This is a genomic window from Brevundimonas naejangsanensis, from assembly GCF_003627995.1.
Classification (GTDB): Bacteria; Pseudomonadota; Alphaproteobacteria; order Caulobacterales; family Caulobacteraceae; genus Brevundimonas; species Brevundimonas naejangsanensis_B.
In genome coordinates, this window is sequence record NZ_CP032707.1 from 807838 (window position 1) to 821814 (window position 13977).

Below are 13977 nucleotides of genomic sequence, written 5' to 3' on the forward strand. Positions count from 1 at the left end.
GACAGGGCGGCTCGAAATGCGATGCGGACGCCGCACAGGCGCGACGCCTTCAGCCTCAGTTAGCCCTGACGTCGGTTAAGAAAGCCTAACGGCGCGTTCACCACGTTAGGCGAACGAGGCCGATGCGGCGATCAGTCCTTCTTCGGCTCGTTCCCCGGCGTGATTTCGGGCGCAGAGATGGGACGTTCGCTTGGCTCGGCGGGCTTGACCTTGGTCGCCTCAGCTTCGGCCATCTCGATCGGCTCGGCGCCCGGCTCGGTGATGACCACGCCAGAAGGCGCGGCGGCCAGCTTGAGCAGGTCGCCGCCGGCGCGCAGCAGGTCCAGGGCCCGCTCCAGCTGGTAGTCCTTGTCCTTGGGGTAGTCGGCGCCGGGCGCCTCGCGCGGGGTGTGCGGCCCCTTGCGCTCGGCCCCGATGGAGGAGTCCAGCGCCGTCGAATAGGCCGCCTCGGAATAGATGAAGCTGGAGCGCGAGACGATGCGCGCCTCGGCCTCGGAGCGCGCGACCTCCAGGTCCGGCTCGATGCCGATCTTCTGGATGGAGCGGCCCGACGGCGTGTAGTAGCGCGCCGTGGTGATCGACAGGGCGCCGTCCTGGCCGCCGCGCAGCGGGATCACCGTCTGCACCGATCCCTTGCCGAAGCTGGTCAGGCCTAGGACCGTCGCCCGCTCCTGGTCCTTCAGGGCGCCGGCCACGATCTCCGACGCCGAGGCCGAGCCGTAGTTGATCAGCACCACGACCGGCAGGCCGCCGGTCAGGTCGCCGGGCTTGGCGGCGTAGCGTTCGATGTCGGTCGGCTTGCGGCCGCGCTGGCTGACGATCTCGCCGCGCTCGAGGAAGGCGTCGGACACGTCGATGGCCGCCGTCAGCAGGCCGCCGCCGTTGTTGCGCAGGTCCAGCACATAACCCTTGAGGCCGGGCTTTTCGCGCTTCAGCCGCGCGATGGTCTCGCCGAGTTCGCGGCCGGTGTTCTCATTGAAGGTCGAGACGCGCAGATAGCCGAAGTCGCCTTCCAGGCGGCCGGTGACGGATTCGACCTTGATGACCTCGCGGGTCAGCTTGACCTCGCGCGGCTCCTCGCCGTCGCGCAGGAAGGTGACGGTGACGCTGGTGCCCGTGGCGCCGCGCAGCTTGTCCGACACCTCCGACACGGTCAGGCCCGCCGCGTTCTGGCCGTCGATGGCGCTGATGACATCGCCCGCCTGGACCCCGGCACGGCCCGCCGGGCTGTCGTCCATGGGCGAGATGACCTTCACCAGGCCGCCCTCGGAGGTGATGGTCAGGCCGACGCCGGAATATTCGCCCGAGGTGCGCTCCCGCAGGTCGCCGAAGGCCTTGGCCGGCAGGTAGTTGGAGTGCGGATCGAGCGCCGACATCATGCCCTGCAGGGCGGCTTCGATCAGCTTCTTGTTGTCGACCGGGACGACGTAGGCCTGTTCGACGATGCCCAGCACGTCGCCGAACATCTCGAGCATGCGGAAGGTCTCGTTGCGCGGGGTCTGGCTGGCCACGGCCGCCGCCGATCCGCCCAGCGCCAGGGCGGCGCAGCCCACGAGAAGCAGTTTACGCATTCGGTCTCTTTCCATCGGATCCGCTTTCGGCTCCGGTCGTCCAGGGCGGCGCGGACGCCGGGACGGCGCGCGCGACAGTTCGGCCGATACAATCAGCGTCCGCGCGGATTTGAAAGGATTTTCGCACGGTTGCGGCCGAAGCCGGACTCCCCAGACGACGCCCCCGCCTCATTCCCCCTTCTCCGTCATCCTCGGGTCGAGCCCGGGGATGACGAATGAAATAGAGCTTTGCGCCTGAGCATTTCGACGCCGTCGACGCTCACGCCGCCGCTACTGCAGCCAGGGCGCCGGGTCGATGGGCCGCTCCTGGCGACGCAGCTCGAAATAGGCCTCGCCGTCCTCGCCGGTGCGGCCCAGGGTCTGGCCGTCGCCGACGCGTTGGCCCGTCTCGACCTCCAGCCGGTCCAGGCCCGCGATCACGGCGCGCCAGCCGGGGCCGAGGTCCAGGATCACCACCTCGCCCCACTCCTTCAGCGGCCCGGCGTAGGCGACGCGCCCCGCCGCGGGCGCGCCGACCGCCTCATGGCTGGAGCGCCAGGCCCAACCAGCCGAGCGGCCGCCGAAGCGTTGCGACGGCGTCCCCGCGATCGGCGGGGTCAGGCGGCTGCGCCCGGCCGGCAGGCGAGCGGCGGGCGCCGCTTCGGGCGCCTCCGCCACCTGCGGCGTCTGCCCGCCCAGTTCGCGGATGCGGGCTTCCAGCGCCCGTGTCGCGCGTTCGGCTCGCGCCGCCTCGGCCCTCAGCACCGAGCGCAGGGCGGTCTTGCGCGCCGTCAGGCCCTCGATCTCGGCGCGGCGGTCGTTATGGGCGCTCTCGACGGTGAACAGGCGCTCGCTGGACAGGGCGGCCAGGCGGCGGATACGGCCGATCTCGGCCTGCCGCTCGACCAGGGTTTCGGCGCGTTTCTGCAGGTCGGGCGTGATGGCGCGGATCAGGATGGAAGCGCGCACCGTATCCACCGCCTTGTCCGCCGGGATCAGCAGGGGCGGCGGCGGCTTGCGGCTCATCATCTGCAGGGCCGACAGCAGCCGTCCCTGGGCCGCGCGCTCGTGCGACAGGGCGGCGACCAGGGCCGCCTCGCGCTCGCCCAACGCCTTCAGCCGGGCGCGCTGGGCCTCCATCTGCACGTCGTCCTCGGCCTCGGCGAGGCGCAGCTCGCGCAGCTGGCGGTCTAGGTCGACGATCTCCTCGGCGGCGGCGGCGGCCTCGGCGCGCAGGCGCCGGGCGCGGGCCGTCTCGTCGCGATACTCGGCCTGGAGACGGGCCAGCTCAGGATTAGGCTGGGCCGCGCGCTGGCTCGCCGCCGGCCCGGCCAGGGCCAGCAGCAGGCTGGAGGAGGTCAGGAGAAGAACGGCCCCGCGTCGCATCAGTCGCGATGATAGGGCGATCCGGCCAGGATGGTCACGGCCCGATACAGCTGCTCGGCCAGCATGGCGCGGGCCAGGGCGTGGGGCCAGGTCTGCGGCCCGAAGGCCAGGGTCGAACGGGCGGCGCGACGCACGCTCTCGTCCAGGCCGTCGGCGCCGCCGATGACGAAGACCAGGCGCCGCTCGCCCTGGTCGCGCAGGGCCGCCACATGGTCGGCGAAGGCGCGCGAGGAATAGGTCCGGCCCCGCTCGTCGCAGGCGATCAGGTGCGCGCCCTCGGCGGCGGCCAGCAGCAGCTCGGCCTCCGGCGCCTTGCCGGGCTTCCTCGGCTCCAGGTCGATGAGCTCCAGCGGGCCCAGCCCCAGGGGCCGGCCCGACAGGGTGGCGCGGCGGGCGTAGTCCTCGGCGAGAGTCGCCTCGGGACCGCGGCCCGGCTTGCCGATGGCCGCGATCGCCAGCTTCATGAGGTCAGCCCGCCGTCAGGAGGATCAGCCGCGGACGGGGCCGCCGCGGTGGGCGCTGTCCACGGCCCAGATCTTCTCGATGTTGTAGAAGGTGCGCACTTCGGGGCGGAACAGGTGGACGATGACGTCGCCCGCATCCAGCAGCACCCAGTCGCAGTGCGGCAGGCCCTCGACCTTCACCTTGCCCAGCCCCCGCTCCTTGAACAGGCGCAGCAGGTGGTCGGCGATGGCGCCGACGTGGCGGTGCGAGCGGCCCGAAGCCACGATCATGGCGTCGGACATCGGGCTCTTGCCGCGCAGGTCGATCAGGACGATGTCCTGGGCCTTGTCTTCGTCGAGTTTGGCGAGGATGGCCTGCTCCAGCTCGGTCGCGCCGACCGGCAGGGGCTGGCGCTCGTCGCTACTGGGGCCGTCCTCGGCCTGACCGTCTTCGGAATGGACGGAATCCATCAGGTCCATTTCGTGCGCCGCGTTGGAAACGGCGTCTTGCGCATCGTGCGCGGTCGAGGGGGTCAGCGGAGGGCTCCAAGGGCGATTACTAAAACTCCAGTCTAGCACGCCCCGGGCGAAAGGTCACCCGATCGGATTCGACTCTTCGCCCCGCCCCGCCCGCGCGGCGCGGATGGCGGTGGAGGAGCGGTGATTCAGCGGCGCCGACAGATAGGTCCAGGCCGGCGCCTCCAGGCTCGGCAGCAGGCCGGCCTGGGCCGCCGGGACGCGGTAGCGGGCGAAGCGCTCCGCCGCCGGGGCCGTGCGGCTGTCCAGCAGGCTGCCGGGCCGGGCGATCACCGCCACGGGCATCATCCGCATGATGTCGGTCCAGCCCCTCCAGCGATGGAAGTCGGCCAGGTTGTCCGACCCCATCAACCAGACGAAGCGCACCCCCGGATGGCGGGCGACGACGGCGCGCAGGGTGTCGATCGTCCAGCGCGTGCCGGCGCGCGTCTCGAAGTCCGAGACGATCATGGCCGGGCCGACCGTGGCGGCGACGGCGCGGGCCGAGGCCATCCGCTCGTCCAGAGGGGCGGTGTCGCGGCTGGATTTCAGCGGGTTCTGCGGCGAGACCAGCCAGACCACCCGGTCCAGCCCCAGCCGCCTGAGGGCGGTCCGCGCCACATGGGCGTGGCCGTCGTGGGCCGGATTGAACGAGCCGCCGAACAGGCCGACCTTCATCCCCGGCGCCAGGTCCAGCCCGTCGCGCAGGGCTCCCCGGCGGGGGCCGGAGCCTTTCGGCGCGGGACCGGCGTGGAAGAAGGACAAGGGCGGCTCTTGCGGCGACGACGGACGGGCGAGCGCGGCCGGAACGCCTTATGCTCACCTGCGCCCTAACACGGCCCGCGGCGGCTGTCTCGCCCCGCGAGGCGAGTCAGAATTCCTTCCAGCTCGAGCCCGGATCGCGCTCGCCCGGCTGGGCCAGCTGCTGGCCCCAGGTCAGCATCATGAAGGCCTTGTGGCTGCGGATCTTGTACTGGCCGATCATCGGGGTGACGGCCCCCAGAGGCATTCCCGTGCGCGCGTCGTAGAGGAAGCCCGAGAACTCGGCCACGCCCATGCGGTCGCGGTTGGAATAGAGCGACACCTCGGGGATGGAGACGACGTTCAGGCTCTCGTTGATCGGCACCCGCATGTCGGGGATGCCCACCACCCGGCGCAACTGGTCCAGCGACAGGGCGCCGGCCCGCACCTCGAAGATGGCGTCGGCCTCGCCGCGCTCGCGCACGATGGCGTAGCCCGCCTCCGACAGGGCGGCGCGGATGGCGCTCAGCGCATAGCGGGCGTTCTCGGCCTGGAAATAGGTCTCGTCGACGAAGACGCGCGCGCCCTGGGGGATGGGCAGGGTCAGGCCCTCGACGGCGCGGTCCGCCGCCCGGTTGACCAGCAGCATGTCGGTGGCCGTCCGCGCCGGATTGGTCTCGGTGACCATGGCGCAGCCGCCCAGCGCAGCCACGACGACGCCCAGGACAGCGCCCTGCAGGACGAGACGCGCTGAACCCACGCTCACCAGCTTCCGACGTTCGGCATCGAGGCCCAGGGCTCGGCCGGCGCCAGGCGGGCGCCTTCCTGCAGCAGTTCGATCGAGATGCCGTCGGGCGAGCGGATGAAGGCCATGTGGCCGTCGCGCGGCGGGCGGTTGATGACCACCCCGCCGTCCATCAGGCGCTGGCAGGCGGCGTAGATGTCGTCGACGCGGAAGGCCAGGTGGCCGAAGTTGCGGCCGCCGTCATAATCCTGATCGTCCCAGTTCCAGGTCAGTTCGACCTCGGGCGACTGCTCGGCCTCGGCGCGGGCCTGATCCTTGGGCGCGGCCAGATAGACCAGGGTGAAGCGGCCGGCCTCGTGCTCGCTGCGGCGGGTCTCCACCAGGCCCAGCAGGTCGCGATAGAAGCGCAGGGAGGCGTCCAGGTCCTTCACGCGGACCATGGTGTGCAGATAACGCATGACCGGGCTCAGTGCGCCTCGGGCGGGCGGGCCGCCGGATCGAGGTATTCGCTCTCCGGCTGCGGGTGGGCCGACAGCACGAAGCGGCGGTCGCAGTAGCCGCACTCGATGAAGTCGTCCTCGCCCATGTCCATGTAGACCAGCGGGTGGCCCAGCGCCCCGCCGCCGCCGTCGCAGGCGACGCGCTTGGTCGAGACGACGATCTCTTCGGGCGGGGGGATGACAGCGTCGATGTGGCGGGGAGGCATGGGTCCGGTCCGGGTCTGGAAAGGCTCGCGCCGTTCCTAGGCGGACCGGACCGTCAGGTCAAACCTCGGGAGCCGCCTTCGCCTTCTGCTCGGACGGGCGCCGGAACAGGCGGTCGAACAGGGCCTTGCGCTTCTTGAACAGGGTCAGGCCCAGGCAGCCCGCGCCGACCCACAGGCCGATCTCGCCGATCAGGGCCGCGATCGCCGCGAACAGGGCGGCGTAGGTCATGTCCAGATAGTCCAGCTTGCCCGCCAGCAGGGCCAGGCCCATGCCGGCGTAGCCGAGGGCGCAGACCCCCATGGCCGTGAAGCCGATCAGGCGGGTGCGGGTCAGGGGCTTGCGGTTCTGGGCGTCGCCGGCGGCGGGAGCGGTGGCGGTCATGGCGTCCTCATCCAAGGAAGGTTGTCTTTATGACAAGCAACCTAGACATGTCATCCGGACGGGTCAAGCACCATTTACATAAGGTCTCGCATCCTTGTCGAAACCGCTTCGACGACGCCTTGGCGAACCCCTCTTCGCGCCCTACCTATGCCGCTCGCCGCGCCGCTCTCAGTCGAAGTTCCGCCATGACCCACGCCCCTGCCCTGCCCGCCAACGCCATCGAGGTGCGGGGGCTGAAGAAGACGTACAAGGGCTCGCGCAAGGCGCCGCCCAAGACCGCCCTGCGCGGGGTCGACCTGACGGTGCCGCGCGGCTCGATGTTCGGCCTGCTGGGCCCCAACGGCGCGGGCAAGTCGACCCTGATCAACATCATCGCCGGGGTGGTGAACAAGTCCGAGGGCACGGTGCGAATCTGGGATCGCGACATCGACCATGAGGCGCGCGACGCCCGCTCGGCGCTGGGCGTGGTGCCGCAGGAGATCGTCGCCGACGTCTTCTTCACCCCGCGCGAGGCGCTGGAGGTCCAGGCCGGCTTCTACGGCGTGCCGGCCGACCAGCGCCGCTCGGACGAACTGCTCGCGGCCCTGGGCCTGTCGGACAAGGCCAACGCCTATGTCCGCGCCCTGTCCGGCGGGATGAAGCGGCGCCTGATGGTGGCCAAGGCCCTGGTGCACAATCCGCCCGTGCTGATCCTCGACGAGCCGACGGCGGGCGTGGACGTCGAACTGCGCCGCCAGCTGTGGGACTATGTGCGCAAGATCAACGAGGAGGGGGTGACGGTGATCCTGACCACCCACTACCTCGAGGAGGCGCAGGAGCTGTGCGACACCATCGCCATCATCAACCGGGGCGAGGTCGTGGCCTGCGAGCCGACCGAGCAGCTGCTGAAACGGCTCGACACCCGCAACGTGGTGGTGACGCCCGAGACGGCGCCCGAGACCCTGCCGGTCCTGGCCGGCTTCCACGTCGCGGCGCGCGCCAACGGGGCCTTCGTCGTCACCTATCGCACGGGCGAATCCAGCGTCGAGCAGGTGCTGGCGGCGGTGCGCGCGGCGGGCGTGACCATCAAGGACATCGCCACCGAGGACCCCAGCCTGGAGGACGTCTTCCTGGCCCTGACCTACGGCGACGCCAGCCGCCCGGACCCGACGCAGGACTGAGGGCGCCCTCTCCTCTCTGCGCCTCCACTTACCGTTTCTCTCCGTCATCCTCGGGTCAAGCCCGAGGATGACGGCGTGTATGCGTAGGTGTGAGCGAGGATATGCGCGCGAACGCGAGCGGCGCCCTAGACCACCATCACCGTCCCCAGCAGCAGCCTAGCCCCCGGCTTGCCCAGGATAGAGTCGGTGGCGTGCTGCAGGGCCACGACCAGCCATTCGACATCGGGCGGGGCGTCCGGCAGCAGGCGCTGGGCGGCGATGCGCACCACCTCCGTATAGGAGGCGCTGAGGCGCGGCTGCGACAGCCGGGCCCGCTCCATCAGGGCGGCGTCGGCGATGTCCAGGCCCGTCTCGACCGACATCACCCCGCGCCGCCCGTCGCGACGCAGGATGGTGGCCGTGGCCGTCGGCAGGGACAGATAGCCCCCTGGGCGCCCCCGCCCTTCTCCGACGAGGCGCGCGCCGTCCCGGCGGCGGCCAGCGCGAGCCCGCCGAGCGTCAGGCCGATCAGATGACGTCTGTCCATGCGCCCAGCCTAGCGGCCGCTTCCTTTCGCGGACGTTGACGCCCCTAGCCCGCAAGACGGCGGCGGCGTATGCGGAGCGCATGAGCGCCGTCGATCTGTCCCTCTATCGCCCCAACGTCGGGGTCGTCCTGTTCAACCCGGCCGGCCAGGTCTGGTTCGGCCGCCGCGCCGATACGCCCGAGCCGTGGAACTGGCAGTTCCCGCAAGGCGGCGTCGACGACGGCGAGGACCTGGAGGCCGCCGCCCGCCGCGAACTGCACGAGGAGACGGGGGTGCGCTCCATCGCCCTGCTGGGCCGGACGAGCGACTGGATTCCCTATGACTTCCCCGAGGGCCTGCCGAGCCCCAGGAGCTGGAAGGGGCTGAAAGGCCAGCGCCAGCAGTGGTTCGCCTTCCGCCTGACCGGCGCGGAGGACGAGATCGACCTGAACGCCCACGGCGAACCTGAATTCGACGCCTGGCGCTGGGGACGGCTGGCGGAGGCGCCCGGCCTGATCGTGCCGTTCAAGCGGCCGGTCTATGAGCAGGTGGTGCGGATGTTCGGCGAATGGGCCATTTAACGCTCCCTTCCCCCTCGATGGGGGAAGGGCCGGGGATGGGGGGTGTGGGCGCGGCGTTAAACGTCCATGTGCGAGAGACGCGCCCGCGCCGCCCGCCTTCACCCCCACCCAACGCTCCCCCATCGAGGGGGAGGGCTTGAGAAGCGCCAAAACAAAAGGCCCCCCGCCGCAGGCGAGGGGCCTTTAATCGTTTCAGCCGCGCGAACCTCAGTTCGCGGTCAGCTCCGAAGCCTCTTCAGCCAGGATGGTCAGGCCTTCGCCGTTGACGTCGGCGAAACCGCCCTTGACCTCGAAGCGGCGGCGCTGGGCGCCGTCATAGACCGTCACCACGCCTTCGCGCAGGGTGGTCATGAAGGGCGCGTGGCCGGGCAGGACGCCGAAGTCGCCCTCGACGCCCGGCGCATCGACCTGATCGACCGAACCGGCGAAGACTTCGCGTTCCGGGGCGACGAGGGAGAAGTTCAGCTTACCGGCCATGGCTTAGGCTTCCGCAGCCATCTTGGCGGCCTTCTCGACGGCCTCTTCGATGGCGCCGACCATGTAGAAGGCGGCTTCCGGCAGGTGGTCGTATTCGCCGTCGCAGATGGCCTTGAACGAGCGGATGGTGTCGGCCAGCTCGACGAACTTGCCCGGCGAGCCGGTGAACTGCTCGGCCACGAAGAAGGGCTGCGACAGGAAGCGCTGAATCTTGCGCGCGCGCGACACGACCAACTTGTCGTCTTCCGACAGCTCGTCCATGCCCAGGATGGCGATGATGTCCTTCAGCGCCTTGTACTGCTGCAGGATTTCCTGGACGCGGCGGGCGACCTGATAGTGCTCTTCGCCGATGACCAGCGGGTCCATGATCCGCGAGGTCGAGTCCAGCGGGTCCACGGCCGGGAAGATGGCCTGGGCGGCGATGTCACGCGACAGAACGGTGGTGGCGTCCAGGTGGGCGAACGAGGCGGCCGGGGCCGGGTCGGTCAGGTCGTCGGCGGGGACGTAGATGGCCTGGACCGAGGTGATCGAGCCCTTCTTGGTCGAGGTGATCCGCTCCTGCAGGTTGCCCATCTCGGTGGCCAGCGTCGGCTGATAGCCCACGGCCGAGGGGATGCGGCCCAGCAGAGCCGACACTTCCGAACCGGCCTGGGTGAAGCGGAAGATGTTGTCGACGAACAGCAGCACGTCCTTGCCTTCCTCGTCGCGGAAGTATTCCGCGATCGACAGGCCGGTCAGGGCGACGCGAGCGCGGGCGCCGGGGGGCTCATTCATCTGGCCGTAAACCAGGGCGCACTTGGAGCCTTCGGTCGAGCCGTTGTTCTTGGCCGGGTCCACGTTCACGTTGGACTCGATCATCTCGTGATACAGGTCGTTGCCTTCGCGGGTGCGTTCGCCCACGCCGGCCAGAACCGAGTAACCGCCGTAAGCCTTGGCGATGTTGTTGATCAGTTCCTGCATGGTCACGGTCTTGCCCACGCCGGCGCCGCCGAACAGGCCGGTCTTGCCGCCCTTGGTGTAGGGGCAGATCAGGTCGATGACCTTGATGCCGGTGACCAGGATTTCCGCCGAGGTCGACTGTTCGTCGAAGGTCGGGGCTTCCTTGTGGATCGGACGGTATTCGGTGGTCAGGATCGGACCGGCTTCGTCGATCGGCTGGCCGACGACGTTCATGATGCGGCCGAGCGTGCCCGGACCGACCGGGGCCATGATCGACTTGCCGGTGTCGACGACCGGCTGACCGCGGGTCAGGCCTTCGGTCGTGTCCATGGCGATGGCGCGGACCATGTTCTCACCCAGGTGCTGGGCGACTTCCAGGATCAGGGTGAAGGGCTCGCCCGTCTTCTGGTCGACGTTCTGGGTCTCCAGGGCGTTCAGGATCGCCGGCAGGTGGCCTTCGAACTCGACGTCGACGACGGCGCCGATGACCTGGGCGATCTTGCCCTGGCCCGCGACGGCGGCGGCGGCCTTCGGAGCGGCGGCCTTCTTGGGAGCGGCCGGCTTCTTGGCGGCGGGTTTCTTGGGGGCGGTGGTGTCGGTCATCGGGTGTTGTCCGTGTCGAATGTCAGCTGTGTCGGGATCAGAGCGCTTCAGCGCCGGCGATGATCTCGATCAGCTCGGTGGTGATCTGAGCCTGGCGGGAACGGTTGTACTGCAGCGTCAGGGCGCTGATGAGGTCGCCCGCGTTGCGCGTGGCGTTGTCCATCGCGGCCATCTGGGCGCCGAAGAAGCCGGCCTGGTTCTCCAGCAGGGCGGCCAGGATCTGCGTCGTCAGGTTGCGCGGCAGCAGGGTCTCGAGGATGTCCTCTTCCGACGGCTCGTACTCATAGAGCGCGCCGGCGTCGGCCGAGGCGTTCGCGTCGACTTCGGCCGGGGCCAGCTGACGCGACGACGGGACCTGCGAGATCACCGACTTGAACTGGCTGTAGAAGAGGGTGACCTTGTCAGCCTCGTCCGCTTCGAACTTCTGCGCCAGCAGCTCGGCGATCGGCTGGGCCGAGTGCAGGCCCACCGTCTTGTGCTCGCTCAGCTCGAAGGTCTTGACGACCTTGTCGCCGAACAGGCGGGTCAGCTGGTCGCGCGACTTTCGGCCCACGGCCACGATCTCGACGGTCTTGCCGTTGGCGATCAGGCTGTTGATGTGGTCCCGCGCGGCGCGGATGACGTTGGTCGAGAAACCGCCGGCCAGGCCCTTGTCGGCCGTGGCGACGACGACCAGGTGCTTCTGGTCGGCGCCGGTGCCGGTCATCAGGCGCGGGCCGTCGTCGCCGACGCCGGCCGCCAGGTTGGCGATGACCGAGGCCATCCGCTGCGCATAGGGCCGGGCGCTTTCGGCCTGGTCCTGGGCGCGCTTCAGCTTGGCCGCGGCGACCATCTGCATGGCTTTCGTGATCTTCTGCGTCGCTTTGACGCTTCCGATCCGATCGCGCATTTCCTTGAGGCTAGCCATCCGGCTCTGCTCTTCCTTTGACTACAGGGCCGAACGATCAGGCGAAGGTTTTGGCGAAGGCCGCCAGGATGTCCTTCAGCTCGGCTTCCAGCTCGGGCGTCAGGGCCTTCTTGGTGCGGATGCCTTCCAGCAGCGAGGCGTGGTTGGCGTGGATGCGCGCCAGCAGCTCGCTCTCGAAGCGGCCGACCTGGGCCACTTCGATGCCGTCCAGATAGCCGCGCGTGCCGGCGTAGATCGACACGACCTGCTCTTCGACGGCCAGCGGCGAGTACTGCGGCTGCTTCAGCAGCTCGGTCAGACGGGCGCCGCGGGCCAGCAGGCGCTGGGTCGAGACGTCCAGGTCCGAGCCGAACTTCGCGAAGGCGGCCATTTCACGATACTGGGCCAGCTCGCCCTTAATCGAACCGGCGACCTGCTTCATGGCCTTGATCTGGGCCGAGGAGCCGACGCGCGACACCGAGATGCCGACGTTCACGGCCGGACGGATGCCCTGATAGAACAGGTCCGATTCCAGGAAGATCTGGCCGTCGGTGATCGAGATCACGTTGGTCGGGATGTAGGCCGACACGTCGTTGGCCTGGGTTTCGATGATCGGCAGGGCGGTCAGCGAGCCCGAGCCGTAGTCCTCGTTCAGCTTGGCCGAACGCTCCAGCAGGCGGGAGTGCAGGTAGAAGACGTCGCCCGGGTAGGCTTCGCGGCCCGGCGGACGGCGCAGCAGCAGCGACATCTGGCGGTAGGCCACGGCCTGCTTGGACAGGTCGTCATAGATGATCAGGCCGTGCATGCCGTTGTCGCGGAAATACTCGCCCATGGCGGTGCCGGCGAACGGAGCCAGGAACTGCAGGGGGGCCGGTTCCGACGCCGTGGCGGCCACGACGATGGTGTATTCCAGCGCGCCCGACTCTTCGAGGGTCTTCACGATCTGGGCCACGGTCGAACGCTTCTGACCGATGGCGACGTAGATGCAGTACAGCTTGGCCGACTCGTCGTCCGACTTGTTGACGGCCTTCTGGTTCAGGATGGTGTCGATGGCGACGGCGGTCTTGCCGACCTGACGGTCGCCGATGATCAGCTCGCGCTGGCCGCGGCCGACCGGGATCAGGGTGTCGATCGCCTTCATGCCCGTCTGCATCGGCTCGTGCACCGACTTGCGCGGGATGATGCCGGGGGCCTTGACGTCGACGCGGCGACGCTCGGTGAACTGGATCGGGCCCTTGCCGTCGATCGGCTCGCCCAGCGGGTTGACGACGCGGCCCAGCAGGCCCTTGCCGACCGGCACGTCCACGATCTCGCCCAGGCGGCGCACGTCGTCGCCCTCGGCGATGGCGGCGTCCGCGCCGAAGATCACGGCGCCGACGTTGTCGCGTTCCAGGTTCAGGGCCATGCCCTTCACGCCGGCCTTGGTGAACTCGACCATTTCACCGGCCTGGACGTTGTCGAGGCCGTGGATGCGCGCGATGCCGTCGCCGACCGACAGCACCTGGCCGACGTCCGAAACGTCGGCTTCCACGCCGAAGTTGGCGATCTGCGACTTGAGGATGGCCGAGATTTCGGCGGCGCGGATATCCATGATGGGCTCTCTGGCTTTCGTCTTCGGTGCGGGCCCGTCGGCCCGGCTTGATCGGGTGTTCGGGTTAGGCGCGCTTCAGCGCGAAGGTCATCTGGTCGAGCTTGGTCTTCAGCGAGGCGTCGAACAGCTTCGAGCCCACCTTGACCTTCAGGCCGCCCAGGATCGACGGATCGACGCGGGCGGTCAGCTCGGGGTCGCGGCCCAGGGCGGCGCGCAGCTCGGCCTGGATCTTCTTGGTCTGGGCGGCGCTCAGGGCCACGGCCGAGATCACCTCGGCGGCCACCACGCCCGTCTTCTTGGCGTACAGGGCCTCGAAGGCGGCGATCGCGCCCGGCAGGTCCGCGGCGCGGCCGTTCTGGCCCATCAGGCCCAGGAAGTTGCGCGTCACGGCGTTGAACTTGGCCTTGTCGGCGATGGCCGTCAGGCCCTTGGCCTGATCGTCCGAGGCGATCAGCGGCGAAGTGGCCAGGCGGCGCAGGTCCGCGCTCTCCAGCCAGGCGGCCTTCAGCGCGCCCAGATCGGCGCGCACGGCGGCCAGCGCCCCCGTCTCGTCCGCGAGGTCGAACAGCGCCTGTGCATACCGTCCGCCGACTTCCGTCGTCCTGAAATCGTCCGCCACTTATATTGGTCCGCGTCTGAAGCGATTGTATCAAGACCGGCCGCAGTCGCCCGCGCCAGCCAAGGGCCTGATATGCTTTAAGAAAGCACGCTGGGGACGCATCTTTCGATACGCCCTTCGCTAAAGCCGCGCGGCTGATACCACGCA

The 13977-nt window shown here is 69.4% G+C and carries 18 protein-coding genes; 2 read left to right on the top strand and 16 right to left on the bottom strand.

The window, feature by feature from the left end:
• Positions 1-131 precede the first annotated feature (131 nt).
• From D8I30_RS03810 to D8I30_RS03850, 9 genes are all read right to left on the bottom strand, one after another.
• On the bottom strand, positions 132-1571 hold the full coding sequence (locus D8I30_RS03810; protein ID WP_121481563.1) for a S41 family peptidase: 1440 nt from the start codon (positions 1569-1571) through the stop codon (positions 132-134).
• Positions 1572-1841: 270 nt separating this feature from the next.
• The gene (locus D8I30_RS03815) at positions 1842-2936 is read right to left on the bottom strand and encodes a murein hydrolase activator EnvC family protein (RefSeq protein WP_121481564.1); all 1095 of its coding nucleotides are present in this window, start codon (positions 2934-2936) and stop codon (positions 1842-1844) included.
• Entirely contained in the window at positions 2936-3400 is a 465-nt protein-coding gene (gene rlmH, locus D8I30_RS03820) for a 23S rRNA (pseudouridine(1915)-N(3))-methyltransferase RlmH (RefSeq protein ID WP_121481565.1), read from the bottom strand. Before rlmH ends, D8I30_RS03815 begins: the two co-directional genes overlap by 1 nt.
• Positions 3401-3424: 24 nt before the next feature.
• Complete coding sequence (rsfS, locus tag D8I30_RS03825) at positions 3425-3859, bottom strand: ribosome silencing factor (protein ID WP_191743927.1); 435 nt, start codon at positions 3857-3859, stop codon at positions 3425-3427.
• Between the two features lie 114 nt (positions 3860-3973).
• Positions 3974-4660: a nicotinate-nucleotide adenylyltransferase gene (locus D8I30_RS03830; RefSeq protein WP_121481566.1), complete on the bottom strand. Its 687-nt coding sequence runs from the start codon at positions 4658-4660 to the stop codon at positions 3974-3976.
• Positions 4661-4766: 106 nt separating this feature from the next.
• Positions 4767-5396, bottom strand: a complete 630-nt coding sequence (locus D8I30_RS03835; RefSeq protein ID WP_240387316.1) for a DUF6655 family protein — start codon at positions 5394-5396, stop codon at positions 4767-4769.
• 2 nt (positions 5397-5398) lie between these two features.
• Positions 5399-5839, bottom strand: coding sequence for a VOC family protein (locus D8I30_RS03840; RefSeq protein WP_121481568.1), 441 nt, complete (start codon positions 5837-5839; stop codon positions 5399-5401).
• Between the two features lie 8 nt (positions 5840-5847).
• Positions 5848-6087: a zinc-finger domain-containing protein gene (locus tag D8I30_RS03845; protein WP_121481569.1), complete on the bottom strand. Its 240-nt coding sequence runs from the start codon at positions 6085-6087 to the stop codon at positions 5848-5850.
• Positions 6088-6145: 58 nt separating this feature from the next.
• Positions 6146-6469 (bottom strand): hypothetical protein, encoded by a 324-nt coding sequence (locus tag D8I30_RS03850; RefSeq protein ID WP_121483374.1) that lies wholly within the window; start codon positions 6467-6469, stop codon positions 6146-6148.
• Between the two features lie 185 nt (positions 6470-6654).
• On the opposite strand from D8I30_RS03850, the gene D8I30_RS03855 reads away from it, so the two are divergent.
• Complete coding sequence (locus D8I30_RS03855; RefSeq protein WP_121481570.1) at positions 6655-7629, top strand: ABC transporter ATP-binding protein; 975 nt, start codon at positions 6655-6657, stop codon at positions 7627-7629.
• A 125-nt stretch (positions 7630-7754) separates the two neighbouring features.
• Here the strand turns inward: D8I30_RS03855 and D8I30_RS14675 are convergent, their stop codons facing one another.
• Together D8I30_RS14675 and D8I30_RS14680 are read right to left on the bottom strand one after the other, a co-directional pair.
• Entirely contained in the window at positions 7755-7991 is a 237-nt protein-coding gene (locus D8I30_RS14675) for a hypothetical protein (protein ID WP_240387317.1), read from the bottom strand.
• The gene (locus D8I30_RS14680) at positions 7991-8155 is read right to left on the bottom strand and encodes a hypothetical protein (protein ID WP_240387318.1); all 165 of its coding nucleotides are present in this window, start codon (positions 8153-8155) and stop codon (positions 7991-7993) included. Before D8I30_RS14680 ends, D8I30_RS14675 begins: the two co-directional genes overlap by 1 nt.
• 80 nt (positions 8156-8235) lie before the next feature.
• Between D8I30_RS14680 and D8I30_RS03865 the strand changes: the two genes are divergently transcribed.
• Positions 8236-8715, top strand: a complete 480-nt coding sequence (locus D8I30_RS03865; protein WP_121481571.1) for an RNA pyrophosphohydrolase — start codon at positions 8236-8238, stop codon at positions 8713-8715.
• 207 nt (positions 8716-8922) lie between these two features.
• On the opposite strand, the gene D8I30_RS03870 is transcribed toward D8I30_RS03865, so the two are convergent.
• The 5 genes from D8I30_RS03870 to D8I30_RS03890 form a co-directional block, all read right to left on the bottom strand.
• On the bottom strand, positions 8923-9192 hold the full coding sequence (locus D8I30_RS03870) for an ATP synthase F1 subunit epsilon (protein WP_003167474.1): 270 nt from the start codon (positions 9190-9192) through the stop codon (positions 8923-8925).
• 3 nt (positions 9193-9195) lie between these two features.
• Positions 9196-10734, bottom strand: coding sequence for a F0F1 ATP synthase subunit beta (atpD, locus tag D8I30_RS03875; RefSeq protein ID WP_121481572.1), 1539 nt, complete (start codon positions 10732-10734; stop codon positions 9196-9198).
• Positions 10735-10771: 37 nt separating this feature from the next.
• Positions 10772-11641 carry a F0F1 ATP synthase subunit gamma gene (locus D8I30_RS03880; protein WP_121481573.1) on the bottom strand — a complete coding sequence of 290 codons (870 nt, stop codon included), beginning with the start codon at positions 11639-11641 and terminating at the stop codon, positions 10772-10774.
• Between the two features lie 37 nt (positions 11642-11678).
• The gene (gene atpA / locus D8I30_RS03885) at positions 11679-13211 is read right to left on the bottom strand and encodes a F0F1 ATP synthase subunit alpha (protein WP_121481574.1); all 1533 of its coding nucleotides are present in this window, start codon (positions 13209-13211) and stop codon (positions 11679-11681) included.
• A gap of 64 nt (positions 13212-13275) precedes the next feature.
• Complete coding sequence (locus D8I30_RS03890) at positions 13276-13830, bottom strand: F0F1 ATP synthase subunit delta (RefSeq protein ID WP_121481575.1); 555 nt, start codon at positions 13828-13830, stop codon at positions 13276-13278.
• Positions 13831-13977: the final 147 nt, after the last annotated feature.